Source organism: Mycobacterium sp. (assembly GCF_008709575.1).
Lineage (GTDB): Bacteria > Actinomycetota > Actinomycetes > Mycobacteriales > Mycobacteriaceae > Mycobacterium.
In genome coordinates, this window is sequence record NZ_VYIK01000030.1 from 15,433 (window position 1) to 42,392 (window position 26,960).

At 68.5% G+C, this 26,960-nt stretch carries 24 protein-coding genes and 1 pseudogene; 15 read left to right on the forward strand and 10 right to left on the reverse strand.

Annotation, left to right across the window (positions count from 1 at the left end; all coding sequences use genetic code 11):
- Window position 1 precedes the first annotated feature (1 nt).
- The gene (locus tag F6Q13_RS08740; protein WP_293055217.1) at window positions 2–310 is read right to left on the reverse strand and encodes a WhiB family transcriptional regulator; all 309 of its coding nucleotides are present in this window, start codon (window positions 308–310) and stop codon (window positions 2–4) included.
- Between the two features lie 336 nt (window positions 311–646).
- Here F6Q13_RS08740 and F6Q13_RS08745 point away from each other — a divergent pair, with 336 nt between their 5' ends.
- The 6 genes from F6Q13_RS08745 (at window position 647) to F6Q13_RS08770 (ending at window position 4,922) form a co-directional block, all read left to right on the forward strand.
- Window positions 647–1,480, forward strand: a complete 834-nt coding sequence (locus F6Q13_RS08745) for a hypothetical protein (protein WP_293055181.1) — start codon at window positions 647–649, stop codon at window positions 1,478–1,480.
- 89 nt (window positions 1,481–1,569) lie between these two features.
- Window positions 1,570–2,148, forward strand: coding sequence for a sigma-70 family RNA polymerase sigma factor (locus F6Q13_RS08750; RefSeq protein ID WP_293055183.1), 579 nt, complete (start codon window positions 1,570–1,572; stop codon window positions 2,146–2,148).
- Window positions 2,141–2,791 carry an anti-sigma-D factor RsdA gene (locus F6Q13_RS08755; protein ID WP_293055185.1) on the forward strand — a complete coding sequence of 217 codons (651 nt, stop codon included), beginning with the start codon at window positions 2,141–2,143 and terminating at the stop codon, window positions 2,789–2,791. The genes F6Q13_RS08750 and F6Q13_RS08755 overlap by 8 nt, the downstream gene beginning before the upstream one ends.
- Window positions 2,792–2,981: 190 nt before the next feature.
- On the forward strand, window positions 2,982–3,356 hold the full coding sequence (locus F6Q13_RS08760) for a hypothetical protein (RefSeq protein ID WP_293055186.1): 375 nt from the start codon (window positions 2,982–2,984) through the stop codon (window positions 3,354–3,356).
- A 37-nt stretch (window positions 3,357–3,393) separates the two neighbouring features.
- Window positions 3,394–4,095 carry a hypothetical protein gene (locus tag F6Q13_RS08765; RefSeq protein ID WP_293055187.1) on the forward strand — a complete coding sequence of 234 codons (702 nt, stop codon included), beginning with the start codon at window positions 3,394–3,396 and terminating at the stop codon, window positions 4,093–4,095.
- Between the two features lie 50 nt (window positions 4,096–4,145).
- The gene (locus F6Q13_RS08770; RefSeq protein ID WP_293055189.1) at window positions 4,146–4,922 is read left to right on the forward strand and encodes a hypothetical protein; all 777 of its coding nucleotides are present in this window, start codon (window positions 4,146–4,148) and stop codon (window positions 4,920–4,922) included.
- Window positions 4,923–5,022: 100 nt separating this feature from the next.
- Here the strand turns inward: F6Q13_RS08770 and F6Q13_RS08775 are convergent, their stop codons facing one another.
- On the reverse strand, window positions 5,023–5,436 hold the full coding sequence (locus F6Q13_RS08775) for a DUF5319 domain-containing protein (protein ID WP_293055191.1): 414 nt from the start codon (window positions 5,434–5,436) through the stop codon (window positions 5,023–5,025).
- A 134-nt stretch (window positions 5,437–5,570) separates the two neighbouring features.
- On the opposite strand from F6Q13_RS08775, the gene guaB reads away from it, so the two are divergent.
- The 4 genes from guaB to F6Q13_RS08795 are packed head-to-tail and all read left to right on the forward strand — an operon-like array spanning window position 5,571 to window position 10,967.
- The gene (gene guaB / locus F6Q13_RS08780; RefSeq protein ID WP_293055192.1) at window positions 5,571–7,145 is read left to right on the forward strand and encodes an IMP dehydrogenase; all 1,575 of its coding nucleotides are present in this window, start codon (window positions 5,571–5,573) and stop codon (window positions 7,143–7,145) included.
- Between the two features lie 20 nt (window positions 7,146–7,165).
- Window positions 7,166–8,305 (forward strand): GuaB3 family IMP dehydrogenase-related protein, encoded by a 1,140-nt coding sequence (locus F6Q13_RS08785; RefSeq protein ID WP_293055218.1) that lies wholly within the window; start codon window positions 7,166–7,168, stop codon window positions 8,303–8,305.
- Window positions 8,306–8,327: 22 nt separating this feature from the next.
- Window positions 8,328–10,064: a GMC family oxidoreductase gene (locus F6Q13_RS08790; RefSeq protein WP_293055193.1), complete on the forward strand. Its 1,737-nt coding sequence runs from the start codon at window positions 8,328–8,330 to the stop codon at window positions 10,062–10,064.
- A gap of 48 nt (window positions 10,065–10,112) precedes the next feature.
- Window positions 10,113–10,967, forward strand: coding sequence for a phytanoyl-CoA dioxygenase family protein (locus F6Q13_RS08795; protein ID WP_293055195.1), 855 nt, complete (start codon window positions 10,113–10,115; stop codon window positions 10,965–10,967).
- On the opposite strand, the gene F6Q13_RS08800 is transcribed toward F6Q13_RS08795, so the two are convergent.
- Window positions 10,964–11,869 carry a TauD/TfdA family dioxygenase gene (locus F6Q13_RS08800; RefSeq protein ID WP_293055197.1) on the reverse strand — a complete coding sequence of 302 codons (906 nt, stop codon included), beginning with the start codon at window positions 11,867–11,869 and terminating at the stop codon, window positions 10,964–10,966. The genes F6Q13_RS08795 and F6Q13_RS08800 overlap by 4 nt on opposite strands.
- 65 nt (window positions 11,870–11,934) lie before the next feature.
- Between F6Q13_RS08800 and F6Q13_RS08805 the strand changes: the two genes are divergently transcribed.
- Window positions 11,935–12,501, forward strand: a complete 567-nt coding sequence (locus F6Q13_RS08805; protein ID WP_293055198.1) for a TetR/AcrR family transcriptional regulator — start codon at window positions 11,935–11,937, stop codon at window positions 12,499–12,501.
- A 12-nt stretch (window positions 12,502–12,513) separates the two neighbouring features.
- On the opposite strand, the gene F6Q13_RS08810 is transcribed toward F6Q13_RS08805, so the two are convergent.
- Window positions 12,514–14,904 (reverse strand): glycoside hydrolase family 65 protein, encoded by a 2,391-nt coding sequence (locus F6Q13_RS08810; protein WP_293055200.1) that lies wholly within the window; start codon window positions 14,902–14,904, stop codon window positions 12,514–12,516.
- Window positions 14,901–15,644: a beta-phosphoglucomutase family hydrolase gene (locus F6Q13_RS08815; RefSeq protein ID WP_293055202.1), complete on the reverse strand. Its 744-nt coding sequence runs from the start codon at window positions 15,642–15,644 to the stop codon at window positions 14,901–14,903. Before F6Q13_RS08815 ends, F6Q13_RS08810 begins: the two co-directional genes overlap by 4 nt.
- Window positions 15,645–15,767: 123 nt before the next feature.
- Between F6Q13_RS08815 and guaA the strand changes: the two genes are divergently transcribed.
- The 3 genes from guaA to F6Q13_RS08830 all read left to right on the forward strand — a co-directional run bounded on the left by guaA (window position 15,768) and on the right by F6Q13_RS08830 (window position 19,662).
- Window positions 15,768–17,321, forward strand: a complete 1,554-nt coding sequence (gene guaA, locus F6Q13_RS08820) for a glutamine-hydrolyzing GMP synthase (protein WP_293055204.1) — start codon at window positions 15,768–15,770, stop codon at window positions 17,319–17,321.
- Between the two features lie 157 nt (window positions 17,322–17,478).
- Window positions 17,479–18,102: a hypothetical protein gene (locus tag F6Q13_RS08825; protein WP_293055206.1), complete on the forward strand. Its 624-nt coding sequence runs from the start codon at window positions 17,479–17,481 to the stop codon at window positions 18,100–18,102.
- 33 nt (window positions 18,103–18,135) lie between these two features.
- The gene (locus F6Q13_RS08830) at window positions 18,136–19,662 is read left to right on the forward strand and encodes a DNA polymerase Y family protein (protein WP_293055219.1); all 1,527 of its coding nucleotides are present in this window, start codon (window positions 18,136–18,138) and stop codon (window positions 19,660–19,662) included.
- Between the two features lie 54 nt (window positions 19,663–19,716).
- On the opposite strand, the gene F6Q13_RS08835 is transcribed toward F6Q13_RS08830, so the two are convergent.
- From F6Q13_RS08835 to F6Q13_RS08845, 3 genes and pseudogenes are all read right to left on the reverse strand, one after another.
- On the reverse strand, window positions 19,717–20,763 hold the full coding sequence (locus tag F6Q13_RS08835) for a nucleoside hydrolase (RefSeq protein ID WP_293055208.1): 1,047 nt from the start codon (window positions 20,761–20,763) through the stop codon (window positions 19,717–19,719).
- A 20-nt stretch (window positions 20,764–20,783) separates the two neighbouring features.
- A pseudogene (locus F6Q13_RS08840) lies at window positions 20,784–22,661 on the reverse strand (SDR family oxidoreductase); the annotation flags it as partial.
- A gap of 46 nt (window positions 22,662–22,707) precedes the next feature.
- Window positions 22,708–23,412, reverse strand: a complete 705-nt coding sequence (locus F6Q13_RS08845) for a histidine phosphatase family protein (protein ID WP_293055210.1) — start codon at window positions 23,410–23,412, stop codon at window positions 22,708–22,710.
- A gap of 93 nt (window positions 23,413–23,505) precedes the next feature.
- Between F6Q13_RS08845 and F6Q13_RS08850 the strand changes: the two genes are divergently transcribed.
- Window positions 23,506–24,384, forward strand: a complete 879-nt coding sequence (locus F6Q13_RS08850; protein WP_293055212.1) for a MaoC family dehydratase — start codon at window positions 23,506–23,508, stop codon at window positions 24,382–24,384.
- A gap of 7 nt (window positions 24,385–24,391) precedes the next feature.
- On the opposite strand, the gene F6Q13_RS08855 is transcribed toward F6Q13_RS08850, so the two are convergent.
- Entirely contained in the window at window positions 24,392–25,588 is a 1,197-nt protein-coding gene (locus F6Q13_RS08855) for a serine hydrolase domain-containing protein (protein WP_293055213.1), read from the reverse strand.
- A 57-nt stretch (window positions 25,589–25,645) separates the two neighbouring features.
- On the reverse strand, window positions 25,646–26,797 hold the full coding sequence (gene otsB / locus F6Q13_RS08860) for a trehalose-phosphatase (protein WP_293055215.1): 1,152 nt from the start codon (window positions 26,795–26,797) through the stop codon (window positions 25,646–25,648).
- Between the last annotated feature and the right edge of the window lie 163 nt (window positions 26,798–26,960).

Here is a 26,960-nt window from a genome sequence, read left to right on the forward strand (position 1 = left end):
GTCAGGCGGTGTGGCGAATACCGCGGGACCGGCTCGTGTTGCGCTTGAGCAGCATGTCGCGTTCCATCTCCGACAAGCCGCCCCAGATGCCGTAGGGTTCGCCGACCTCCAGCGCGTGGGTCCGGCACTCCACGATCACCGGGCAGCGCCGGCACATCTCCTTGGCGCGCCGCTCGCGCTGCAGACGGGCCCGGCCACGTTCCCCGTCGGGATGGAAAAACACCGACGAATCGACGCCCCGGCAAACGCCCCGCAGTTGCCATTCCCAGATGTCGGCGTTCGGGCCTGGTAGCAGCTCCGGCTGTGGCATGGCCATCCTCTCTGCACCCCTGATGAAACGTCTGGTGGAGGGTTAGGTTGCGAAAGTGCACGCGTCACTTCGAACGGTGTCGCCGATGACTACTCGCCCGGCTCCAAGGTAGGGGTGCTACCGAAATCCCGTCAACATGGTCAAAACCGGCGGATCGACCGGCCCGGCGTGGGAATTTACGTGGGGTTCATCGTGAGGTGCTTGTGTGCAGCGCACCCGGCGTGCTAACAGAAATCGCCCCGCAGGCAATGTGCCTGGTCGCGTCCGGGCGGTGCCGAAGTTTGGCTGATCTGCCCCGGTCCGCCGGTAATATCGCGGTAACGCGGCAACCACGAAATGTTAACTGGAAATCACCGTGATCTATCTCGCTGGCCGGCGGTCGACTCCGCGCTGAGCGCTGCGGCCTTCGGCGACGAGCCCGGTCGTTGGCCGCTGCCCACGGCCACCACGCCGCAGCAGTTGTGGCTGCGGGCGGTCGCCGCGGGCGGGCAGGGGCGGTACGGCAGCGCCCGCGCAGACCTAGCGGCGTTGCTGCACCGAGCACCCACCCCGCGCCTGGCGTCGCTGGCCCACAGCACCATGGGATCGCTGCTGCGCCAGCTCGGTTGGCATGCCCTGGCCCGAGGCTGGGACGGCCGGGCGTTGGCGCTGGCCGGCGACGATCCCGAGGCGGGGGCCGACGCGCTGCTCGGGCTGGCCGCCGACGCGCTCGGCCTGGGCCGCCTGACGGCGTCGGCGGCGTTGCTGCGCCGGGCCGACGAGCTGGTGGCCGGCGCGCCGCACCGGGTGTCGGTGCGCCGCTGCTGGGTCGCCGCCGAGCTGGCGATGGTGGGCGGCGACGGCGATGCCGCCGTCCGCCAGGCCCACGTCGCGGTCGAGTTGGCGACAGATCCGGGCGCCGGACCCGCCTCGCTTCGGCACCGCGCCAAAAGCGACGCGGTGCTGGCCGCCGCTCTGGGTGTTGCCGGCGCGCTCGAGAAGGCCCGCGCGCTCGCCGACGCGGCGCTGGACCGCACCGGCCGGCTGGGTCTGGTGCCGTTGCGCTGGGCGCTGGCCTGCCTGCTGCTCGACATGACCAGCTCCACCCACACCATCCTCGAACTGCGTGACATCCGCGAGGAGTGCGCTCAGCGGGTGCGCCATGCCGGAGGCACCTGGAATCCGCGCTAGCACGGAAATCCCGGACCGGGCCGCTATCGTTGGGGAATGTCGCCGGGGCCGATCGCGCCCCGTTCGTAACGTTGGGGATAGCGCTGTCGATGACACTACCGGAAGCACGTCTCGACGCCGTCGTTGCCCAAGCCGTGACAGGTGATCGGGATGCGCTGGCCCAAGTGCTGGAGACGATCCGCCCGATCGTGGTCCGATACTGCCGCGCGCGGATCGGCCCGTCGGAGCGGAGCGGGCTTTCGGCTGACGACGTGGCACAGGAGGTCTGCTTGGCCGTCATCACGGCGCTGCCGCGCTACCGGGATCGCGGACGGCCGTTCTTGGCCTTCGTCTACGGCATCGCTGCGCACAAAGTGGCCGATGCACATCGGGCCGCGGGGCGCACTCTGGCCTATCCCGTCGATGCGCTTCCCGAGCTCCCGTCGGCGCAAGCCGGTCCCGAGCAGCGGGCTCTCGACGCCGATTCGATCGCCCGGGTGGCCGAGTTGTTGGACGTCTTGCCCGAGAAGCAGCGCGAGATCCTGCTTCTGCGGGTGGTGGTGGGCCTCAGTGCCGAGGAGACCGCCGGCGCGGTGGGCAGCACTCCCGGAGCGGTGCGGGTGGCCCAGCACCGCGCGTTGGCGCGGCTGAAATCCGAGATTGTCGCGACAGGACCAGACCATGTTTGACGAGCGGTTTGATGAGCGCATGTCGGATTGGGCGTCGGACTCCGGCGGCCCGTCGGACGTGTCCGCGCTGGCCCGCAGTGATCGCCTGCTCGACGCGCTGGCGAGCGGTGCGCCGCTCGAGTCGTTGGACGCGGGCGAACCCGGCGACCGGGAGCTGGCCGCGCTGCTGGCCGACTGGCGCGACGAGTGCCGGCGGGCGCCGGTCGGCGACCTGGTTTCCGAGCAGGAGGCGATCGCGGCGCTGCACGCCGGCCGGGTGGCCGGCCGGCGCAGCCCCCGGGGCTTGGCGCTGGCCGGTTCGGTGGCCGCATCCGTGCTGGCGCTCGGCGGGTTCGGCGCGCTGGTGGGTGGCGCCGAGCCCGGCGACCCGCTCTACGGCGTCCACACGGCGCTGTTCGGTGAGCCGCCGACGGTGCACGACGACCGCATCGTGCTGACCGCCAAGACCGAGTTGGAGCAGGTCCAGCACATGATTAACCAAGGTCGGTGGGATGAGGCCCAGCGCAAGCTGGTGGCCGTCGGCAACAACGTGCAAGCCGTCAACGACCAGGGGCGCAGGCGGGAGCTGATCGACCGGGTCAACCGGCTGCACGCCAAGGTGGTCACCCGCGACCCCAACGCGTCGGTATCAGGCATCGGCTGACCACGCCAGCACTTAGATTAGAGCGAACGAGACGACTCAGGAACCCGTCGACTGTTGGTTATCTCGAGTTTGCGGTACTCGACTGCGGACTTTGGGGAGCCAGTCTCTAAGTGGCGTTGTTCGTTCACCGCTCGGTGTGATTCAGATCACGTTGACCGGGGGGGGGGCATAGCGATTAAGAATCCCCACCGTGATCTTCAGAAATTCTCAGCGCGGACTCAGCAATTGCCGGCTCGATCATCGTGCGGCGACGCGTCCTGATCGGTTGCCGATAGGTGTGCTGCAGCGGAAGGGAGGTGTGGCTGCGACGCTTGTCGCCCTGGGGTTGACGGGTACGTGTCTAGTTGGCGCGCCTGCTCACGCCGATCCCGATCTTCTCGACGCCGCCTCCAGTGCCGCAAACGGAACTGTCCTTTTATTTGACGAGCTTGGAGAGCAGCTCAATGTTAATTTCGACAATACTATAGCATTTCTTGATTTCTTCCAGCCAGAAATTCAGGATGGAAATGATATTGCGACTTGGGTTTGGAATGGGGTTGTAGAACTTTGCAACCTCGTCTGTTAGTATTCCGCGCCGTTAATTCGCTACATCATTGTAATGGATGAGTGCCGGCGGTCTAGGTGTCGTTTCTGCGATCTACTCTTACCGCATTTTAGATAAGGGAAGGATTGGCCAGATAATGGTGAACTGTCACTTTTGGAGATCTTCGAAGACTCTCGTTATAGTTAAATCTTTCGACTCGACCGGAGGGCCATGGCGCACGATTTTTAGCTGGCTGAACGGTGTCAGTGTCAGTTTCGGTTTCGCGGTGGCCGCGTTTGTTGCTTCAACAATTATCGGTACCGTTTCCCCGCCGCCAGCGCGAGCCGACGACGCGGATGCGAGTCAGCTAGTAGCCCAAGGATTGACATTTATCGATGATGCTATTTCTGACGTCGAACTCGCGCAAAGTAACATTGCACACCCACCCCCTAACTCAATAGCTGATTACTTAGCGTCGCCTCTGCAAGCGCAGCTTACGTTTGAACAAACTGTCCAACAATTTTTGGAGACGATTCCGCAGTCGGTATTGGCGGGTAATGAAAACAATTCGGCTCTAGTTGGTCCTCTTGAGTCGCTAGACGGAGCGATTTACATTTTATCGGAAGATATGAGTTCCCTGGCCGCTGATCTAGTAGACGGTGGACAGCCTCTCTCGGTCGCTTGGGACAGTGCGGCAGAGGCCGCGAATAACGCGGCGGTCGAAGTAAATCAGTCAGTGGTGCAGGCTTCTGTCAGCCTTTTGGAATTGTATCCGTTCTGATAGATTACGGCGTAGCCCCATCGACGTAGGAGCATTTAATGATGCTAGTAGTGAAACGTAATATGTCTTCTTGTGCCAGATTGTTGCTCAAAAAATTTCACTGGACGGTGGTGCCGATGCCGAAGACGCACGCCAACGCCGTCTTCCGGCGCTCGACCGGCTGGCTAGTGTGCGTCGGAGGGATGACTGCGGCTTCGGTTGTCGGAAGCGTAGCCACCTCGCATGCCGCCCCGGGAGTCGACGTCGACCCGGCCGGGAGCGCAGGCGCTGCGGATGTCGGCTGGACGCTGATCGCCGATGAGCTTGGCGACTCAACCAAAGTTATCGGCGCCGACATCGGTGCCTTCACTGCATATTTCGGGAGTCAGATCGCAACCGCTATCGATGAAATCAGTGTTTTGACCGCGCCAAGCTCTCTTCCGGGAAATGAACTCGACGCCGCTAGCACCAACTTGCAACAGGGTGCAGACGCACTGGCGCCGTTGACCAGTAACTCCGACGGCGGCGACTTCGCCGGAAGCCAAGGCGGACAGTTGGAGGCTTACTTGCCCTCGGTTACCATGTTGCAAACGGCAGAGAACGCTATTTCGTCTCACAGTGGCCTTTTGTCCGTCCCGATCGATCAGCTGATTTTCAACCCACTCGACCAAGCATGGGTCGGCGCCAGTGAGACCGAACTCGAAGCTGCGCAGGCATTAGCGGCTGCAATCGCGAGCGGTTCAGGAGTGAACGCGGATGAAATCGGTTCGTTCACTGCGGCCGACCTCGAAATGGATGTCCTTCGACTCCTTGCCGTTCCTATTGACTATCTTGGCGCACTATTCTGAAATCCGGATCGTCACTGCCGGATCGAATTCCGGAGCAGGGGTGAGGGTTTGGTCGTCGACACACCACTGATCTGGTCCTTGGCCTTCGCCGGAGCCAGACTTAGCCGCGGCCGTGGAATCTTTCGGTGTCCGAGGTGGCCTCATCGAGTGACGCGTCGGCGTATCCCCGGCAGTAATCCCAGGTGACGTAGGCGTCTGGCTCGGGGTCGTAGGCCGGTTCGTGTGGCCGCACAGTGCCGTCGACCAGCAGCTGCAGCAGGTTGGCGCGCAACATGTCCCAGTCGTGGTAGTGATCCTGCTGGCAGTCGTCGCAGCACACCACCAGACCGCGAATACCCTTGTGCGCCAGCAGGGCCTCGTAGACCGCCAGGTCCGCCAGGTCGGCCTCGACGGCCATCCGCTCTTGCGGATCCAGCGGCTGACCGGGCTCAACGTCGTCCAGCGCCGCCGACGGGTCACAGGGGTCGTCGGCAAAAGGATCGGGTGGCAAACCCGGTGGGAGGTAGTCGCGCACGTCTCCACATTACGCCAGCGGCGCGGTCCTCGGCCCGGTAGTGCGGCGATCACGTGCCGGATCGGGCCCCGGTCTCGGTCGGCGAGTCGATAGGATGGGCTTCTCACTCCACCTGCGTATGGAGGGCCGCAGCGATGTCTCCTGGCACGTCCCGTCTTGGCGGGCCCGCAGCGGATGGAATGCCCACCGGAGGCGACGATCCGCACAAGATCGCAATGCTGGGGCTGACCTTCGACGACGTGCTTTTGCTGCCGGCCGCGTCCGACGTGGTCCCGGCCACCGCGGACACCTCCAGCCAGCTCACCAGGAAGATCCGGCTCAAGGTGCCGCTGGTCAGCTCGGCGATGGACACCGTGACCGAATCGCGCATGGCGATCGCGATGGCTCGCGCCGGCGGAATCGGGGTGCTGCACCGCAACCTGCCGATTTCTGAACAAGCCGGGCAGGTCGAGACGGTGAAGCGATCGGAAGCCGGCATGGTCACCGATCCGGTCACGTGCCGGCCGGATGACACGCTGGCCGAGGTCGACGCGCTGTGCGCCCGGTTCCGGATTTCCGGGCTTCCGGTGATCGACGACGCCGGTGCGCTGGTGGGGATTATCACCAACCGCGACATGCGTTTCGAGGTCGACCAGTCCAAGCGGGTCGCCGAGGTGATGACCAAACCCCCGCTGATCGTCGCCCAGGAGGGCGTGAGTGCCGACGCGGCGCTGGGTCTGCTGCGCCGGAACAAGATCGAGAAGCTGCCGATCGTCGACGGGCAGGGCAAGCTGACCGGGCTGATCACCGTCAAGGATTTCGTCAAGACTGAACAGCACCCGCTGGCCACCAAAGACACCGACGGGCGGCTGCTGGTCGGCGCCGCCGTCGGCGTCGGCGACGACGCCTGGGTGCGCGCGATGACACTGGTCGACGCCGGTGCCGACGTGCTGGTCGTCGACACCGCGCACGCGCACAACCGGTTGGTGCTCGACATGGTCGGCAAGCTCAAGGCCGAGGTCGGCGAGCAGGTCGAGGTGGTCGGCGGCAACGTCGCGACCAGGGCGGCGGCCGCGGCGCTGGTCGAAGCCGGCGCCGACGCGGTCAAGGTTGGGGTCGGCCCCGGGTCGATCTGCACCACCCGGGTCGTGGCCGGGGTCGGTGCACCGCAGATCACCGCGATCTTGGAAGCTGTCGCCGCGTGTCGTCCGGCCGGGGTGCCGGTGATCGCCGACGGCGGGCTGCAGTACTCCGGGGACATCGCCAAGGCGCTGGCCGCCGGCGCGTCGACGGCGATGTTGGGATCGTTGTTGGCGGGCACCGAAGAGGCGCCCGGCGATCTCATCTTCGTCAACGGCAAGCAGTACAAGAGTTACCGCGGGATGGGATCGCTGAGCGCCATGCAGGGCCGGGGCTCGTCGCGGGGTGACACCAAGTCGTCCTACGCCAAGTCGTATTCGAAGGACCGCTACTTCGCCGACGACGCGCTCTCCGAGGACAAGCTGGTGCCCGAGGGCATCGAGGGCCGGGTACCGTTCCGCGGGCCGCTGGCCCTGGTCATCCACCAGCTCACCGGCGGGCTGCGGGCGGCGATGGGATACACCGGGTCCGCCACGATCGAAGCGCTGCAGCGAGCTCAGTTCGTCCAGATCACCGCGGCGGGGCTGCGGGAAAGCCACCCTCACGACATCACCATGACCGTCGAAGCGCCGAATTACTCCGCGCGGTGAACGGGTCATCGATGCGGGACATGGTCGAGATCGGGATGGGTCGCACGGCGCGGCGCACCTACGAGCTCGCCGACGTCAACATCGTGCCCTCACGGCGCACCCGCTCGTCTAAAGACGTGTCGACGAACTGGCAGCTCGACGCCTACCGCTTCGAGATCCCCGTCATCACGCACCCGACCGATGCGCTGGTGTCCCCGGAATTCGCGATCGAACTCGGCCGGCTGGGCGGGCTCGGGGTGCTCAACGGGGAAGGGCTGATCGGCCGGCATGCCGACGTGCCCGCCAAGATCGCCCAGGTCCTGGAAGCGGCCGCCAAAGAACCCGAACCCTCGGCGGCGATTCGGCTGCTGCAGCAGTTGCACGCCGCGCCGCTGGATCCCGACCTGCTGGGCGCCGCGGTCGCCCAGATTCGGGAGGCCGGGGTGACCACGGCGGTGCGGGTCAGCCCGCAAAACGCCCGGGCGCTCACGCCGGTGTTGGTGGCCGCCGGCATCGACCTGCTGGTCATCCAGGGCACGATCATCTCCGCCGAGCGGGTCGCCCAGGATCGGGAGGGGTCCGGCGAACCGCTGAATTTGAAGACGTTCATCTCCGAGCTCGACGTGCCGGTGGTAGCCGGCGGCGTGCTCGACCACCGCACCGCCTTGCATCTGATGCGCACCGGGGCCGCGGGCGTCATCGTCGGCTACGGCTCGACGCACGGAGTGACCACCAGCGACGAGGTGCTGGGCATCAGCGTGCCGATGGCCACCGCGATCGCCGACGCGGCCGCGGCCCGGCGGGAATATCTCGACGAGACCGGCGGTCGTTACGTGCACGTGCTGGCCGACGGGGACATCCACACGTCCGGTGATCTGGCCAAGGCCATTGCCTGCGGTGCCGACGCGGTGATGCTGGGCACGCCGCTGGCCGCGGCCGCCGAAGCGCTGGGCGACGGGTGGTTCTGGCCGGCGGCCGCCGCGCACCCGTCGCTGCCGCGTGGTGCGTTGCTGCACATCGCCGTCGGTGAACGGGCGCCGCTGCGTCAGGTGCTGAACGGCCCGTCCGACGACCCGTTCGGATCGCTGAACCTTGTCGGCGGCCTGCGCAGGTCGATGGCCAAGGCCGGCTACTGCGACCTCAAGGAATTTCAGAAGGTCGGGCTGACCGTCGGGTGCTGACTGCTCGTCGTAAGCTAGATCGGTGCAACCGGATTACGACGTGCTGATCATCGGATCGGGGTTCGGCGGCAGCGTCACCGCGCTGCGACTGACCGAAAAGGGCTACCGCGTCGGTGTACTGGAGGCGGGCCGCCGCTACGCCGACCACGAGTTCGCCAAGAACTCCTGGCATCTGCGCCAGTTCCTGTGGGCGCCGCGGCTGGGCTGCTACGGCATCCAACGGATTCATCTGCTCAACAACGTCATGGTGCTGGCCGGAGCGGGTGTCGGCGGCGGGTCGCTGAACTACGCCAACACGCTGTATGTGCCGCCCGAGCCGTTCTTCAACGACCCGCAGTGGCGCCGCATCACCGACTGGCGCGCCGAGTTGATGCCGCACTACCAGCAGGCACAGCGGATGCTGGGCGTAGTCAAAAACCCGACCTTCACCGACGCCGACCGCATCCTCAAAGAGGTCGCCGAGGACATGGGTGTCGCAGACACCTTCGTGGCGACTCCGGTCGGGGTGTTCTTCGGTCCCGACGCCACTTCGACGCCGGGCACAACCGTGCCGGATCCGTATTTCGGCGGGGCGGGACCGGCGCGGACCGGCTGCATCGAATGCGGCGAGTGCATGACCGGATGCCGCCACGGCGCCAAGAACACGCTGCTGAAGAATTATCTTTATCTTGCCGAATCGGCGGGCGCCCAGGTACATCCGATGACCACGGTGACCGGATTCGAACAGCGGCCCGACGGGCGGTGGGAGGTCCATACGGTTCGCACCGGCAGCTGGGTACGTCGGCGGCGGCGCACCTACACCGCGGAGTACCTGGTGCTGGCGGCCGGCACCTACAACACCCAGAAACTGCTGTTCAAGATGCGTGACCGGGGCAAGTTGCCGGCACTGTCGGACAAGCTGGGGGTGTTGACCCGGACCAACTCCGAGTCGATCCTGGGCGCGGCCCGGTCGACGGTCAGCCCCGATCTCGACCTGACCCACGGGGTGGCGATCACGTCGTCGATCCATCCGACGCCGGACACCCACATCGAGCCGGTGCGCTACGGCAAGGGCTCCAACGCGATGGGGCTGCTGCAGACCCTGATGACCGACGGCGCCGGCCCGCAGGGCACCGACGTGCCGCGGTGGAAACAGCTGCTGCAGCAAGCCCGGGCGAATCCGCGCGGCACCGTGCGGCTGCTCAACCCGCGGCAGTGGAGCGAACGCACGGTGATCGCGCTGGTGATGCAAAACCTGGACAACTCGATCACCACGTTCACCAAGCGCGGCCTCTTCGGTGTGCGCCGCTACAGCAGCAAGCAGGGGCACGGCCAGCCCAACCCGACCTGGATCCCGATCGGCAACGAGGTGACGCGGCGCATCGCCGCCAAGATCGACGGCGTGGCCGGCGGCACCTGGGGCGAGTTGTTCAACATTCCGCTGACCGCGCACTTCCTCGGGGGAGCGGTGATCGGCGAGAGCCCCGAGCACGGCGTCATCGACCCCTACCAGCGGGTGTACGGCTACCCGACGCTCATGGTGGCCGACGGGGCGGCGATCTCGGCGAACCTGGGCGTCAACCCGTCGCTGTCGATCACCGCGCAGGCGGAGCGGGCCGCATCGCTGTGGCCCAATAAAGGGCACGCGGATCTGCGGCCGCGCCAGGGTGAGCCGTATCGCCGGTTGGACCCGATCCCGCCGCTGCATCCGGTGGTGCCTGCCGGGGCGCCCGGCGCGCTGCGCTGGCCGCGCACCCCGCCGATCATTGCGGCGGGTTAGCGTCCCACGCCCTTGACCGGCGGTCGAGTTGGGTCCAGGGTCGGGGGTATGAGCATCGATGACGATCCCGTCACGACGCTGGACGACCTCAAAACCGATCTGGCCGGCCGGTACAAGTGGACACCGAGCAGCGGCGCCGCCGTCGACCCCGCGCTCGTCGAGGCCGACATGGCCGTGCTCGACCGCGACGGCTACGTCATCTGGGAGAACCTGCTCAGCGCCGACGAGTGCCGGCAGATCCGCGACACCGTGCGCCCCTGGCTGGCGCACACCGGACGCAACTCGTTCGAGGGGCGGCGCACACAGCGCGTCTACAGCGTGCTGAGCCGGACGCGGGTGTGCGACCGGTTGGTCGACCACCCGCGGGTGCTGGCGGCGCTCGACCGGCTGCTGATGCCCAACTACCTGCTGTCAGCCTTGCAGGCCATCAACATCCAGCCTGGCGAGTCCGCGCAGCTGATTCACCACGACGACGGGTTCTACCCGATTCCACGGCCGCGGGCCCCGCTGGCCGCCGCGACGGTCTGGGCCGTCGACGACTTCACCGCCGACAACGGAGCCACCGTGCTTTACCCCGGCAGCCATCGCTGGGGTCGTCGCCGGCCCGGGCCCGACGACCCGTCCCTGCCCGCCGTCATGCCCGCCGGCTCGTGCGTGTTGTTCCTGGGCACCCTCTGGCACGGCGGCGGCGCCAACACGACCGACCGCGCGCGCCTTGCCATCACCGCCCAATACTGCCAACCGTGGCTGCGACCGATGGAGGCCTTCACCCTCTCGATCTCGCGCGAGACCGCCCGCACAGTCTCCCCGGACATTCAGCGCATGATCGGCTACAGCATCCATCCGCCTTTCGTCGGCGCCGTCGACGGCCTGCACCCGCTGCGATTGCTGGACGAGCGTTAGCCGGCGAGCGCCTGCAGCGGGGCTCCGGTGACGACCCGGCTGGGTTGGCCGTGCACGTCGACCGGCACGTCGCCCATCAGGGTGACCCGGTGCATCAGCCGGTACTGTCCGTCGTAGTCGTCGACGGCGCGGTGCTGGGTTGCCCGGTTATCCCAGATGGCGACGTCGCCGGGTTCCCACGTCCACCGGATGGTGTTCTCCGGCACGGTGATTCGCCGTTGCAGCAAATCCAGCAGCACGCCCGATTCGTGCTCGTCGAAACCGGTGAACCCGCGCACGAAATTGCCCACCAGCAGCGTGCGCTCACCGGTCTCCGGGTGCACCCGCACCACCGGGTGTTCGGTGCGGAACTCGCGTTTTTCGAACGCGTCCCGAAACGCCCGCTGCTCGGCGGTCAAGGTCGGGGGCACCGCGTAGTCGAACCGGTTGGTGTGCAGCGCCCACAGCTGCTCGGCGAGGCATTTCAGCGGTTCGGGCAGCGCCGCGTAGGCCGCCGCGGTGGAGGCCCACAGCGTCGATCCGCCGTAGCTGGGCAGGGTCACCGCCCGCAGGATCGAGGCCGCCGGATAGTTCGCGACGAACGTCATGTCGGTGTGCCAACGGTTCGCCTTGCCGTAGTCGGAATCGATGGGGGTGATGACCGGCGTGTTCTCGGCGGCCAGCATCGCGGCGGCCGGGTGGCCGATCGGGGTGCCCAGCAACCGGGCGAACGCGAGCTGCTGGTCGTCGTCGAGGTGATGCTGGCCGCGGAAGAAAATCACCCGATGCGCCAACAGCGCCGCGCGGATCCCCTCGACGGTGGCCGTGTCGAGGTCGCCGCCGAGGCGGACGCCGTCCACGCGGGCGCCGATGCGGCTGCCCAGCTTGGTCACGGTGAGCAGGGTTGGTGCGGGACTGGTCATCGAATCACCTTCTCCGTGGTACGTAGTCAGATGACTACACACGATCCTTCCGCTAGTGTAGTCGCGTGACTACACCCAATGCAACCCGCGAGCCCGAGACGCCGGCGGGACGTGAACAGGTGGCAGCGGCCGTCTTGGCGGCGGCCGCCGAGCTGTTCGCCGAGCGCGGCCCGGCCGCGACGTCGATCCGCGACATCGCGGCCCGCTCCAAGGTGAACCACGGACTGGTGTTTCGCCATTTCGGCACCAAGGAGCAGTTGGTTCGCGCTGTGCTCGACCACCTGGGCATGACCACCACCGCGTTGTTGCGATCCGGTGCGCCGGCCGCCGAGGTGGAACAGGCTTTCGACCGGCACATGCGGGTGACGGCGCGCACGTTGCTGGACGGCTATCCCGCCGGGCAGCTGCAGACCCGGTTTCCGGGTGCCGCGCAGATGCTCGATGAGGTCCGGCCGCGGCACCCCGACGAGCTCAGCGCGCGGCTGGCCGTGGCCAACGCGCTCGCGCTGCGATTGGGCTGGCAGTTGTTCGAGCCGTTCCTGCGCTCGGCGACCGGGCTCGATGAGATCACCCGCGCCGACCTGCGCGCCGCCATCGAGGCCGAGACGGCGCGGATCGTTGCGCCGCGCTAGCAGTCGACGCGGTTATGGACCCGGCGCAGGGATGGGAGTGGCGGGCAACCGGGCCGATCGCCGGTGGACCGGTTCGCGGCCGGGCGGCTGAACCGGCGGGGGCAGCAGCGGTGCTCGACGTCGTATCGCGATGGTCGACGGCGACTCGGTGGTCAGCGTGAGATCGTCGCCGGCGTGCCGGATGGTCAGTTCCCCGGCGGGCCCGTCGCGAAGCGTGTAGGTGACCTCGGTGTGGTCGGCATCGACCAGCAGGCGGAATTCACGCCAGCGCAAGCGGAACCGCAGACGGGTGATGCCGTCGGGGAGGTGCGGGTCCAGCGAGAGGACGCCCTCGTCGTCGCGCAGTCCGCCGAAACCGGCGACCAACGCGGTCCAGGCGCCGGCCAGCGAAGCCAGGTGCAGACCGTCGCGCACATTGTGGTGCAAGTCGCGCAGGTCGACGACTGCGGCCTCGTAGGTATAGTCGTGGGCCAGCTCCAGATGCCCGACCTCGGCGCACATCACCGCCTGGGTGGCCGCCGACAGCGACGAGTCGCGCACCGTGCGCCGTTCGTAGTAATCGACGTTGCGGGCTTTTTGCTCCGGTGTGAACGCGTGGCTTTGCCAGTGCATCGCCAACACCAGGTCGGCCTGTTTGATCACCTGCGACGGGTAGAGCCGCACGTAGGGCTTGTGCAGCAACAGCGGGTATTGCCGGTTGGCCTCGAAGTCCCATTCGGCCAGCGTCGTGAAACCCTCGCACTGCTGATGGACGCCCAGCTCCTCGTCGTAGGGGATGTGCACGTCATCGGCAGCGTCGCGCCAGGCAGCGATCTCCTCGGTGTCGACACCCATGCTGTGCGCCGCCTCGGGATGGCGTACGCACGCCTCGGCGGCAGCGCGCAGGTTGTGCGCCGCCATCAAGTTGGTGAACACATTGTCGCGGACGATAGCGGTGTACTCGTCGGGGCCGGTGACGCCGTCGATATGCCAGACGCCGTGCCGGTCGTGGTGTCCCAGCGAGCGCCAGAGCCGGGCGGTTTCGATGAGCACCTGCAGCCCGCAGTCTTCCTCCAGCGACTGGTCGCCGGTGACGACCCGGTAGCGCTCGAACGCCATGGCGATGTCGGCGTTGATATGCCAGCCCGCCGTGCCGGCGGGCCAGTACGCCGAGCAGCTCTCGCCGTGGATCGTTCGCCAGGGAAATTTGGCGCCGGTCAGGCCGAGCTGCGCCGCCCGCTCCTTGGCCAGGTTCAGCAGCGACGCCCGCCAGCGCAACGCGTCGGCAACCGCCTGCGGTGCGGTGTAGGTGAGGACTGGCAAGACGAATCCTTCGGTGTCCCAGAAGGTGTGGCCGTCGTAGCCGGTTCCGGTGAGTCCCTTCGCCGCGATCGGGCGGCGTTCGGCGCGCGCGCTGGCCTGCAGCAGGTGAAAAAGCCCGAACCGCACCGCCTGCTGACATTCGGGGTCGCCCTCGACTTCGACGTCGGCGCTGTCCCAGAAGCCGTCGAGATAGGACTGCTGGGCGTCCAGCAGGCCCTGCCAGCCGGTGTAACGCGCACTGGCCAGCGCGCCGGCGGCCTGGTCACGCAGCGCCGGCCGGGACCGCAGGCTCGACCAGCCATAGGCCAGGTACTTGACGATGCGCAATCGCTGCCCCGGACGAAGCCCACAGATCACCGTGGTGCGGGCCAGATCCGGACGCGCGTCGGTAGCAGCTTCGAACCGCCCGGGGACCTCGATCTCGTGGTCCATCGCGGCGGCCATCATCAAGGCGCTGGCCCGGGTCCGATGGACGAGCATGGCGCCGTAGTCCGTCTGATCATGCTCGACCGCTTCCAGCGGCCGGTCCAACACGGCTGCCGCCCGCGGATCACCCGAGGTTTGCGGCTGATCCTCGTTGGCGACCAGCTCGGATTGCACCGTGACACGGACGAATTCGTCGACCGCCTCGACCACGTACTCGATGGCCGCGATGGCGCGGTGCGCCAGCGACACCAGTCGGGTGGAGCTTACCTTCACCTGTTTACCCGCCGGCGAACGCCAATGGGCGCGGCGGGTCAGTGTGCCGGCTCGCAGATCCAGCACGCGCTCGTGGTCGATCAGCTCGCCATAGCGGACATCGAAAGGCTCGTCGCCAACCAGCAACCGCACGATCTTGCCGTTGGTGACGTTGACGACGGTCTGTCCGGCTTCGGGATAGCCGAAGCCCGCCTCGGCGTACGGGAGTGGCCGCACTTCGTAGAACGAGTTCAAATACGTGCCGGGCAGGCCGTAGGGTTCGCCTTCGTCGAGGTTGCCGCGCAGCCCGATGTGCCCGTTGGACAGCGCGAACAACGATTCGGACTGCGCCAGCAGGTTCAGCGCGAGCCGCGTCTCGCGGACCCGCCACGGCTCGACCGGAAAAACATCGTCGGTGATCACGATGCCAGCAACTCCGCGAGATCACCGACGACGATATCGGCCCCGTAGCGGCGCAGGTCCTCGGCCTGTCCTACTCGGTCGACGCCCACCACGAAGCCGAAGTGACCGGCGCGTCCGGCGGCCACTCCGGCCAGGGCGTCCTCGAACACCGCGGCGGCGCCGGGAGCGACGCCGAGCAGCTGCGCCGCGCGCAGGAACGAGTCGGCGGCCGGCTTGCCGGCGAGGTGTTCCCGGCGCAGGGTCACCCCGTCGACCCGCTGGTGGACGAACCGGTCGAGACCGGTGACCTTGAGCACGTCGGCGGTGTTGGCGCTGGCGGAGACCACCGCCACGGCGAGACCGGCGTCGGTGACCGCCTGCAGGTAACGCCGCGACCCGTCGAACACCGTGACGCCGTCGTCGTGCAACGTCTTTTGGAACATCTCGTTCTTGCGGTTCCCCAGCCCGTGCACCGTCTCGGCGTCCGGGGGGTCGTCGGGATCCCCGTCGGGCAACTCGATGCCGCGGCTGGCCAGAAAGGACCGGATGCCGTCCTCGCGTTTCTTGCCGTCCACGAACTGGCGGTAGTCGGCAGCGGGATCGAAGGGCACGAACTGCTCGCCGGTGCGCTCGGCCCGCTGCCGAAGGTAGGCGTCGAACATGGCCTTCCAGGCCTTGGTATGCACGCTTGCGGTGTCGGTGAGCACCCCGTCGAGATCGAACAGACAGGCATGCACCGTATCAGGTAGACCCAGCCTCACGGCGGAACCTCGCTTTCGGCGCTTTTCGCGGTGGATTGCGCTACCAGTTCACCATGTCTGGGCGCCGCGCGCCGGTTTACGCCCGTGGGCGTGCCGGCTGGTTCCGGTCGTTAAACTCCAGCCGTGGAAGCGCCATCCCCCCGTCCCGTGCTGGTCGTCGACTTCGGCGCGCAATACGCCCAGTTGATCGCCCGCCGGGTGCGCGAGGCCCGGGTGTTCTCCGAGGTGATCGGCCACACCGCGTCGGTCGAGGAGATCAAGGCCCGCGATCCGCGGGCGCTGGTGCTCTCCGGCGGCCCGGCCAGTGTTTACGCCCAGGGCGCGCCGCAGCTGGATCCGGCGCTGTTCGACCTGGGGGTGCCGGTGTTCGGCATCTGCTACGGGTTTCAGGCCATGGCGCAGGCCCTGGGCGGCACCGTGGCGCGCACCGGCACCAGTGAGTACGGCCGAACAGAACTGAAAGTCCTCGGCGGTGAGCTGCACTCGGGTCTGCCCGAGGTCCAGCCGGTGTGGATGAGTCACGGCGACGCCGTCACGTCGGCTCCCGACGGGTTCGAGGTGGTGGCCACCACCTCGGGCTCGCCGGTCGCGGCGTTCGAGAACCGGTCGCGACGACTGGCCGGTGTGCAGTACCACCCCGAGGTCATGCACACCCCCCATGGCCAGCAGGTGCTCAGCCGGTTCCTGCACGACTTCGCCGGCATCGGCGCGGACTGGACGCCCGCCAACATCGCCGGCGCACTGGTGGAGCAGGTGGCCGAGCAGATCGGCGAGGGCCACGCGATCTGCGGGCTGTCCGGCGGGGTGGATTCCGCGGTGGCCGCCGCGCTGGTGCAGCGTGCCATTGGCCGGCGGCTGACCTGCGTGTTCGTCGACCACGGGCTGCTGCGGGCCGGGGAACGCGCCCAGGTGCAGCGCGACTTCGTCGCCGCTACCGGCGCCAACCTGGTCACCGTCGACGCGGCAGACCGGTTCCTCGCGGCGCTGTCGGGAGTCGCCAACCCCGAGGGCAAGCGCAAGATCATCGGCCGGCAGTTCATCCGCGCCTTCGAGGGCGCGGTGCGAGATATCATGGGAGACAAGACCGTTGACTTCCTGGTCCAGGGCACGTTGTACCCGGATGTGGTGGAGTCCGGTGGCGGCACCGGCGCGGCGAACATCAAGAGCCACCACAACGTCGGCGGGCTGCCGGACGACCTGAAGTTCACCCTGGTCGAGCCCCTGCGGCTGTTGTTCAAAGACGAGGTGCGCGCGGTCGGGCGGGAGTTGGGTCTGCCGGAGGACATCGTGGCACGCCAGCCCTTTCCGGGTCCGGGTCTGGCGATCCGCATCGTCGGCGAGGTCACCGCGGCCCGGCTGGACACCCTGCGGCGCGCCGATGCGATCGTGCGTGAGGAGTTGACTGCAGCGGGCCTGGACCGCCAGATCTGGCAGTGCCCGGTGGTGCTGCTGGCCGACATCCGCTCGGTCGGCGTGCAGGGCGACGGCCGCACCTACGGGCACCCGGTCGTGCTGCGACCGGTGTCCAGCGAGGACGCGATGACCGCCGATTGGACCCGGGTGCCCTACGAGGTGCTCGAGCGCATCTCGACCCGGATCACCAACGAGGTCGCCGAGGTCAACCGGGTGGTGTTGGACGTGACCAGCAAACCACCCGGCACCATCGAGTGGGAGTGACGGCCCGGTCCTTCATCGAGATTGCGTCCACGGTCGTGGCCGCCGCCTCGACCGCAGCCATGACGGCAATCTCGCCGCGTCAGACCGCTTGACGTTGTCGGTGGGCCGGTGTTGACTCAGGCTATCGAACGTATATTCGATGCCAACGGAGAGTGCAATGGCGGCGGCTGGGATTCACGACCGCGCCGAGCAGCTGACACTGCTGCGTCGGCGGATGGCGGCGATGTCGGCCGGTGCCGAGGGCTTGTCGGCGCCGGTGGAGGCCCGGTTGCCGGTCCCGGAGTCGCTGGCCGAAACGCTGCCCGACGGGCTGCCCCGAGGGATAGTGGCGGTGCTGTCGGGCGCCCGATCGTTGTCGCTGAGCATGGTGGCTGCGGTGACGGCCGCCGGCGGGCACGCGGCCATCGTCGGGCAGCCCGATGTCGGGTTGTTGGCGGCCGCGGAGATGGGGGTGGACCTGAGTCGGCTGGCCGTGATCCCGGATCCCGGGACCGACCCGGTCGACGTGGCGGCGGTGCTCACCGACGGAATGGATCTGGTGGTGCTGGGGCTGGGCGGACGCTCGGTGCCGCCGACCCGGACGCGTGCGGTGCTGACCCGGGCGCGTCAGCGGGGCTGCACCCTGCTGGTCACCGACGGTGACTGGCCGGGGGCGGCGCTGCGGCTGGAGGCCCGGGTCTGCGGCTATCAGACCGGTGCGCCCGGGTTCGGACGGATCAGCAGGGTGCGGCTGCAGGTCAGTGCCCGGGGGCGGGCGATCGGCCGGATACGGGCGGGATAGTTCGTGGCCTCCCGGGTGCTGGCGATCTGGTGTATGGACTGGCCCGCGGTCGCCGCCGCGGCGGCGGCGGGCCTGCCCGCGACGGCCCCGGTCGCGGTCACTCTGGCCAACCGGGTGATCGCCTGCTCGTCGGCCGCCCGGGCGGCGGGGGTGCGGCGAGCGCTGCGGCGCCGCGAGGCGGTAGCCCACTGCCCGGATCTGCATGTCGTGGCCGCGGACACCGACCGCGACGCGCGCTTCTTCGAAGGGGTGCTCGCCGCGATAGACGACCTGATACCCCGCCCCGAGGTGCTGCGCCCCGGGCTGGTGGTGGCGCCGGCACACGGGGCGGCCCGGTTTTTCGGATCCGAGCAGCAAACATCCGAGCAACTGATCGACGCGGTGGCCGCCGCCGGCGCCGAATGTCAGGTGGGGATCGCCGACCGGTTGTCCACCGCGGTCTTCGCCGCCCGCGCGGGTCGCATCGTGGAGCCGGGCGCCGACGCGCGGTTTTTGGCCGGGTTGTCGATCCGCCAACTCGCCGTCGAGCCCAGCCTGTCCGGTCCGGGCCGGGATCAGCTGGCGGATCTGCTGTGGAGACTGGGAATTCGCACCATCGGCCGGTTCGCCGCGCTGTCGCGCAGCGACGTGGCGTCGAGGTTCGGCGCCGACGCGGTGATCGCCCACCGGTTCGCCCGCGGCGAGCCGGAACGCGCGCCGTGCGGGCGCGAGCTGCCGGCCGATCTCGATGCCGTGCTGGACTGCGACCCGCCGATCGAGCGGATCGACGCCGCGGCCTTCGCCGCACGATCGCTGGCTGCCACGCTGCATCAGCGGTTGATGGCCGCCGGGGTGGGATGCACCCGGCTGGCTGTTCATGCCGTCACCGCCGCCGGCGACGAGCGCAGCCGGGTGTGGCGCTGCGCGGAGCCACTGACCGAGGAGGCTATCGCCGATCGGGTGCGCTGGCAGCTCGACGGGTGGTTGACCCTGCGGACCGCCGACGGGCCCATCGGACCGGTGACCGGGTTACGGCTGCAGGCGATCGAGGTGGTCTCGGGCGGAGCGCTGCAGTTGCCGCTCTGGGGTGGCCTCGGTGACGACGACCGGCTGCGGGCATATCGCGCGCTGGTGCGGGTGCAGGGCCTGCTCGGCCCGCAGGCCGTACAGGTGCCGGTGCTGTCCGGTGGCCGCGGGCCCGCCGAACGCGTCACCCTGGCACCGTTAGGCGACGAGCCGGTGCCGGCTGCCGATCCGCGTCAGCCGTGGCCGGGAGCACTGCCCGAGCCGTCACCGGCGGTGCTCCTCGATGAGCCGGTGGACCTTCTCGACGCCCAAGGTAATCCGATTCAGGTGACGGGCCGCGGGCTGTTCTCCGCGGACCCGGCGCGGCTGGCCGCCCGCGGCCGTGACGACCGGTTGCGCTGGTGGGCGGGGCCCTGGCCCGTCGACGAACGCTGGTGGGATCCTCGCGCAGCGGCTGGGCGTAGCGCCCGGGCGCAGGTGTTGCCGCAGGGCCAGCATGCGCTGCTGTTGTGCTACCGGAAGCGGCGCTGGTATCTGGAGGGGATTTATGAGTAGTTGCCCACCTTTTCGCGCCGAGAGTGAACCGGCCGCTGGCGCGGGGTGGATTGTTTAGCGGGTTTTCACTGCGCGCTTACGCGCCAACCCTGCCACCCGGCTGGTGAACCGCTCGAAGAACACCGCAGGGTCGACGTCGACGCCGATGAGCGCGTTGGGGTCTCGGCCCCAGCGTCCCGACCAGTCGGTGACCGTCATGGCGCGGGTCAGCGTCCCGGTCAACTCGACGTCGACGGTGGCGGGTCTGGTGCTCACCAGCTGTGGATCCAGTGCGACGGCCGCGGCTAAAGGATCGTGCAGGTGCGCCAGATAACCGTGGCCGCGCTCAGCGTGGGCCTCGAAGTAGAACCGCATCGCGTCCTCGATCACCCGGATCAGCGGGTTGGCAGCCGTGCTGCGGGTGCCGCGGGGGTCGCTGGCACTCATCACCGGTGTGCTCACCTGCGCGGCGGCAGCCAACTGGGCCAGAAGTTCCGGGGTCATCGCGATACGCCGGGTCAGGTCCAACCCGCACAGAATCGGCAGCTGCTCGGCGCGGTTGAAGGCCACCAACACCTCGGCGGCGGCTTCGGGATCGACACTGATGTTCCATTCGGCCACCGGGGTGGTGTTGCCGCGATGGTCGTAGGCGCCGCCCATGATGACCAGCCGGCGCAGCAGCGACGGCAGCGCGGGTTCGGCGCGGCGGGCCAGGGCCAGGTTGGTCAGCGGGCCGGTGGCCACCGCGATCAGCTCGCCGGGATGGGCGCGGGCGGCGCGCACCCAGGCTGTGGCGGCATCCTCGCCGCTGAGCTCGCGCCCGCTCGGTGGCAGCTGGGCATACCCCAACCCGTCGGCGCCGTGGGCGTGACTGGGCGCACGCAGCGGGCCGCACAGCGGATTGTCGGCGCCGCGTGAGACCGGGATGGCAGGGGCCCGGCACAGCTCGAGCAGGCCCAGGGTGTTGCGGCAGACCTGCTCGACGGCGACGTTGCCGGCGGTGGCGGCGATCCCGACCAGCTCGGCGTCCGGGCTGGCCAGCAAATACATCAGCGCCAGCGCGTCGTCGACGCCGGTGTCGACGTCGACGAAGACCGGGGCGCGCCCACGAGGGACTGTCATCGTCGCACGGCGGTGACCGGGTCAGCATTCGGTATCCCGCGCGCGGCCGGGCTATCCGGGTAGCCCAGGTGCAGCTGGTGCAAGACCCGTCGCGACAGCGTGGGCGCCAAATAGTGTCCGGCCGCGGCGAACGCGCCCAGCGGGGTGTCGATGCGGGCGGGTTTGTCGATCAGCGCGCGCACCACCATCGCCGCCGCGCGCTCGACGCTGATCGCGCGAACCGCGTTGAGCCGCTGCGACGGCACGATCATCGGGGTGGCCACCAGCGGCATATGGATGGTGGTGAACGTGATGTGCTCCGAGAGCGTCTCGGCGGCGACCACGTCGGCGAACGCGTCCAGCGCGGCCTTGCTGGGCAGATACGAGCTGTACTTGGGGTTGCGGGCCTGCACCCCGGCGCTGGACACGTTGACGACGTGACCGGACCGGCGCTCCCGCCAATGCGGCAGCAGCGCCAGCACCATCGCCACCGCGCCGAAGTAGTTGACCGCCATCGTGCGCTGGTAGTCGTGCAGCCGGTCGGTGGAGTTGACCACCGACCGGCGAATCGACCGGCCGGCGTTGTTGACCAGATAGTCGACGTGGTCGAACCGGCTCAGGATGTCGGTAACGGTGTGCTGCACCGACGCCGCATCAGTGACGTCGCAGGGGAAGGCATAGGCTTGTCCGCCGTTGGCGCGGATCTCGGCGACCAGCTCGTCGAGCGCCTCGCCGTTGCGGGCCAAGGCGAACACGCATCCGCCGCGCCGGGCGACCGCGATCGCCGAGGCCCGGCCGATGCCGCTGGAGGCGCCGGTGATGATCACGTGCTTGCCGACCAGCGGGCCGGCCGGATCGTCGCGGCGGGCCGGGTCCAGGTGCGCAGCCCAGTACCGCCACAGCCAGGGCGCGTAGTCGGCGAAGTCGGGCACGTCGATACCGCTGCCGGACAAAGCGGCCCGCGTCTGCTCGGCGGCAAAGGTCGTTTTCAGGGCGACGACGTCGAACGCTTTCGCGGGAATGCCCAGTTGGGTGGCGGCCATGTTGCGCCACACCTTGGCCCGGCCACGGACCCGCAGCACCGGTGCGGCCATCGAGCCGGGCAACGAGGCACGCAACGGCGGCAACCCCGCGGCGGCAGCGATCCCCCGGTAAATACCTGCCAGCCCAATACTTTTCGGTGACGTCAGATGAAACGTCCGGCCGTCCAGACCGTCGGCGTGCAGCAACGCCACCAGCGCGTCGACGACGTAGTCCACCGGCACGATGTTGATGCGCCCGATGTCGGGTACCACGATCGGGGTGAACGACGGCAGCGCAGCCAGCTTGGCCAGCGCCGGAAAGAAGTAGTACGGGCCGTCGATTTTGTCCATCTCGCCGGTGCGCGAATCGCCCACCACCGCCGCGGGCCGGTAGATCCGGTAGCGCAATCCCGGGGCCGAGCGCACCAGCAACTCGGCCTCGAATTTCGTCTGGTGATACGGCGTCGGGAACCGCTGGCCGACGTCGAAATCGGCCTCGGTGTACTCGCCGGGGAAGTCGCCGGCCACCGCGATCGACGACACGTGATGCAGCCTCGCGCCGAGCCGGCGGGCCAGCTCGATCACGGCGCGGGTGCCCTCGACGTTGGTGGCGCGCTGCACCGCATCGGCAGCGGCCAGGTCGTAGATCGCCGCGCAGTGCACCACATGGTCCACCGCACCGAGCTCACAGACGGCCTCGTCGCTTAACCGAAGCTGCGGCAACGTGCCCACCAGCGGCTTGACCCGCTCACCCCACTGCGCGGCCAGCTGGTCGAAGCGGCTCAGCGATGCGCGCCGGACCACCACCCACACCTGGGCCTGCGGCCAGGTGTCCAGCAGACGTGACACGACCCGGCGGCCAATGAACCCGGTACCGCCGGTAACGACATAGCGCATGCCAGCCATCGTCGCCGCCGCTACCGCCGCGCGTCAACCTGAAGGGTCAGTAGCCGAAATCGCGGATGCCGTCCCAGTCCACCAAGGTCCACCCGAACGCCGGGCTGCCGGTGATCACCACCTTGCCGGTGTTGGGCAGCGGGTGGCTGGTGGCCAGGCTGTTCTTGGGGTTCTTCACGTTCATCAGCGTCCAGTACATGATCGACACGCCGCTGGAGAACGCGACCGGTTTGGTGTTGCCGCTGTCGTAGATCTTCTGGACGGCGCCGCTGAACTGGTCGTTGAACTCGTCGCCGTTGATCGAGCCGGGGATGGCGTCTTTGCGGTCGCCGGCCAGCCAGTCCTTGGGCGCGAGCAGATACGTCAACTCGGCCGTCGAGGCCGGGGTGTCCTGATACCAGCCGGCGTCGACTTCACGCAGCCCGGGCAGGACCTCGACCTGCTTGCCGAGTTCCTTCGCCAGAGGTTGCGCGGTCTGCTGGGTGCGAACCATGGTGGAGGCGTAGACGCCGTCGTACTTTTCGCGGGCGAGCTGGCGGGCGAGCTGACGGGCCTGGGTCCGGCCTTCCTCGGTGAGACCGACGCCGGGCACATCGGTGTTGATCAGTCCGGCGGCGTTGCTCTCGGATTGGGCGTGCCGGACGAACGTCAGGGTGATGGTTCTCGGGTGCGGCGCCGACGAGCAGGCCCCGACGACGATGGTCGCGGCGAGTGCGGCCGCCGCCTTCCAGACGAGGGATCGGTTGGGCATAGCCATAGCTTGCCTGGTCGAGGATCTCGGTGTGGCGGCTTTGTCACATCGGATAAGGTCCAACCCGACCGACCCGATCGAGAGGAGTCCCGCGTGGCGATCGACCCGACGGCCGTCGGAGCGACGACCAAACCGATGCTGTTCGAGTGGACCGACCGCGACACGATGCTCTACGCGCTCGGCGTCGGCGCCGGCATCGACGATCTGTCGTTCACCACCGAAAACAGTCACGGCATCACCCAGCAGGTGCTGCCGACCTACGCGGTGATCTGCTGCCCGGCGTTCGGGGCGGCGGGCAAGATCGGCACCTTCAACCCCGCCATGCTGCTGCACGGTTCGCAGGGCATCCGGCTGCACGCGCCGCTCCCGCCCGCCGGGAAGCTGTCGGTGGTCTCCGAAGTCACCGACATCCAGGACAAGGGCGAAGGCAAGAACGCGGTCATCATGCTGCGCGGCCGAGGCACCGATCCGGATTCCGGGCAGCTGGTCGCCGAGACCCTGACCACTCTGGTCATCCGCGGCGCCGGCGGTTTCGGCGGAGCGCCGGGTCAGCGGCCGGCCGCGCCGGAAATCCCCGACCGCGAACCCGATGCCCGCATCGCGTTGCCCACCCGCGAGGACCAGGCGCTGATCTACCGGCTTTCCGGCGACCGCAACCCGCTGCACAGCGATCCGTGGTTCGCCAAGGAACTCGCCGGCTTCCCCAGGCCGATCCTGCACGGCCTGTGCACCTACGGGGTGGCCGGGCGCGCGCTGGTCGCCGAGCTGGGCGGCGGCGTCGCCGCCAACATCACCGCGATCAGCGCCCGGTTCACCAAGCCGGTGTTTCCCGGGGAGACCCTGACCACGTCGATCTGGCGCACCGAGCCCGGCAGGGCGGTGTTCACCACTGAAGCCTCCGGCGCCGACGACGTCGAGGGCGGGGTCGCCCGGCTGGTGCTCGAGGACGGCGAGGTGCAATACCAAAGCTGACGGCCGGTTACTTCGTCGGCGGCGCGTCGTCGGGGGCCAGTTGCGCACCGATGCGGCGGAACAGCGTTTCGGCCTCGTTGCGGTAGTTGCCCCGGTCGTCGAACGCCTCGGGCCGGTAGGTGACCGCCACGGCCATCGCGATCTTGCGCGACGGCAGGTACGCCTCGAGCACGGACTCCCCGGCGATCGTCGACTGTGCCAGCAGCCAGTGCCCGCACACGACGATCCCCAGCCCGTAGCTACAGACTCCGTCGGTGGTGCGCCGGCGAAGGTCGATCGACACCATCGCCTTGTACGAGTCGGGCGAGAGCAGTTTGCCCGAACCGATGCCCACCGCGGTGGCCTCCAGGTCGTAGATGTTGGTCGTCTCGGTGGCGCCGCGGGCCATCGTCCATGACGGATCCCAGAACGTAGACTCCTCGTAAAACGGTGTGCCGGCAGGGATTTTCAGTGCTGATCGACGCTGCGACGTGAACGTGTGCAGTGTGGGCACCGGGATTTGCGGGGTGAGCGAGTTGGCGGTGTTGATCAACGCGAGCGGTCCGAGCACCTTGTCTTGCAACAGCTTCGCCATCTCTTGGCCGGTGGCTTTCTCCAGCGCCAAACCGAGCAACACGTAATTGGTGACGGCGTAGTTCCAGTTGGTTCCCGGCTCGTAGAGCAGCGGCTTGGTCACCGCGTAGCCGAGCAGTTCCTGCGGCGTCCACTGCCGAAACGGGTCGGCATCCACAGCGGCGCTGAATGCGGGGTTGTCCAGTAGATAATCGCGGTATCCGGAAGTCATGTGGGCGAGCTGGCCCAGGGTTACCCGCTCGGCATTGGGGATCTCGGGAAGCCACTGCGACAGCGTGTCGGTGAGCCTCACCTTCTTGTCGTCGACGAGTTTGAGCAGCAGTGCCGCGATGTAGGAGCCGGCTACGGCACCGTTGCGGAAAAAGTTGCTGGGCATGGCCGGCACCCCGGTCATCGATTCCCCGAGCGCCCGGGTCACGATGTCCTTGCCGTCGCTGGTGACGCGAACGATCACCGCCTTCAGGTGCGCCGCTGCCATGGTGTCGCGCACGATCTGTAGCACGGCGCCGGCCGTAGCGGGGTCGGCGGAGCCGCCCGAGCCCCCACCGGGCGGGGCGCTCCGCGGCGAGCACCCCAGCGCAACCACGGCCAGTGCGCACAGCAGGGAACCCAGGCGCCGGGAGAAGGTCATACCCGATCTTGACAAACCGGCCCGGCCGCAGGCGCGGCGACCGGCAGCCGGCGTCGCTCAGCCGGTGAGCCGGCGCGCCAGTCGCGCCGCGAAGTCGCGCACTCGGGCCGGGTTGTCCAGCGCGTAGCGTGCGGCGGTGGCGCGGTCACCGTCGTCGCTGTGGCGCACCACGATGCCCACGCCGTCGTCGTGCACCGCGTCGAAGGCGTCCTCGTCGGTGATGTCGTCGCCGAGGTAGACCGGCAACCGCGGCGGGCCGGCGGGGTCGTCGATGTGATCGAGCACCCACCGCAGGGCCTTGCCCTTGTCCCAGTCCACATTCGGGCGCAACTCGATGACCTCGCGACCCGTCGTCACCCGCAGTGCGCTGCGCTGACCGGCGCCGCGCACCGCGGCGGTCACCTCGCCGACCCGGTCCCGGGCGGCGTTGCGGTAGTGCACCGCGACCCCGAACCGCTTGTGTTCCACCAGGACACCGGCGATGTGACCGAGCCGGTCGGCCAGCTCGGCGGCGGTTCGTTCCAGCAGCGGGATGCTCGCCGCCGCCGCCTCGTTTTGGTGGTGTGCGCCGTCGGGTCCGGTCAGCTCGAAACCGTGGCTGCCCGCGTACCAGATTCCGGGCAGGCCGACCCGTTGCCGTAGATCAGCAAGGTCGCGCCCGGAGAGCACCGCGACCGGGCAGTGCGCGGCCAGGGCCGTCAGCACCTCGGCCATGCCCTCGGCGAGGCGGGCCGCGTCGGGCCGGTCGACGATCTCGGACAGCGTGCCGTCGAAGTCGAAGAACACCGCGGGGTGTGCGGCGCTCACCACGTCGAGGGCCTGCAGGCCGTCGGGAAGCTTCGACATTCGCCGGTATCCGGTGCGCACCTGGACCTCGCCGGGCCCGCTGACCACCGCGTCGGCGCCGTGGCGACGCAGCTCCGCACCGTTGCCGTCGGCCTCGATGCCGATCACCAACGCGAATCCGCCGGCCCGGGCGGCCGCGACCCCGGTCGCGCTCGCCGCGAGCACGGCGCAGCGGCCCGGCCGCAGCCCCAGCCGGTCAGCCGCCCGCACGAACAGCTCCGGCTCGGGCAGGGCATGCGGGCCGAGTGCGTCGGTACGGATCCCGGCATCGCGCAGTCGCGCCGACAGCGCGCCGTCGGTCCCCAGGCCGTCGAACTCGAACAGCACCGCGTCGTGGTGACGAGGATCAACGGTGACCGACATCAACCCGCCTTCCGCGTGCCGGCCGGATCAACGGCCAGGCAAGCTCGACTGTATGGGCTAGTTTTCCAGGCGCTGTGCGCCGCCGTGGGATAAGAAAATGGGCCCACCGTGCGTTGGGTGCATGCAGATGATGGTAGGCGGCGATCGTCGTAGGAATTGCTGG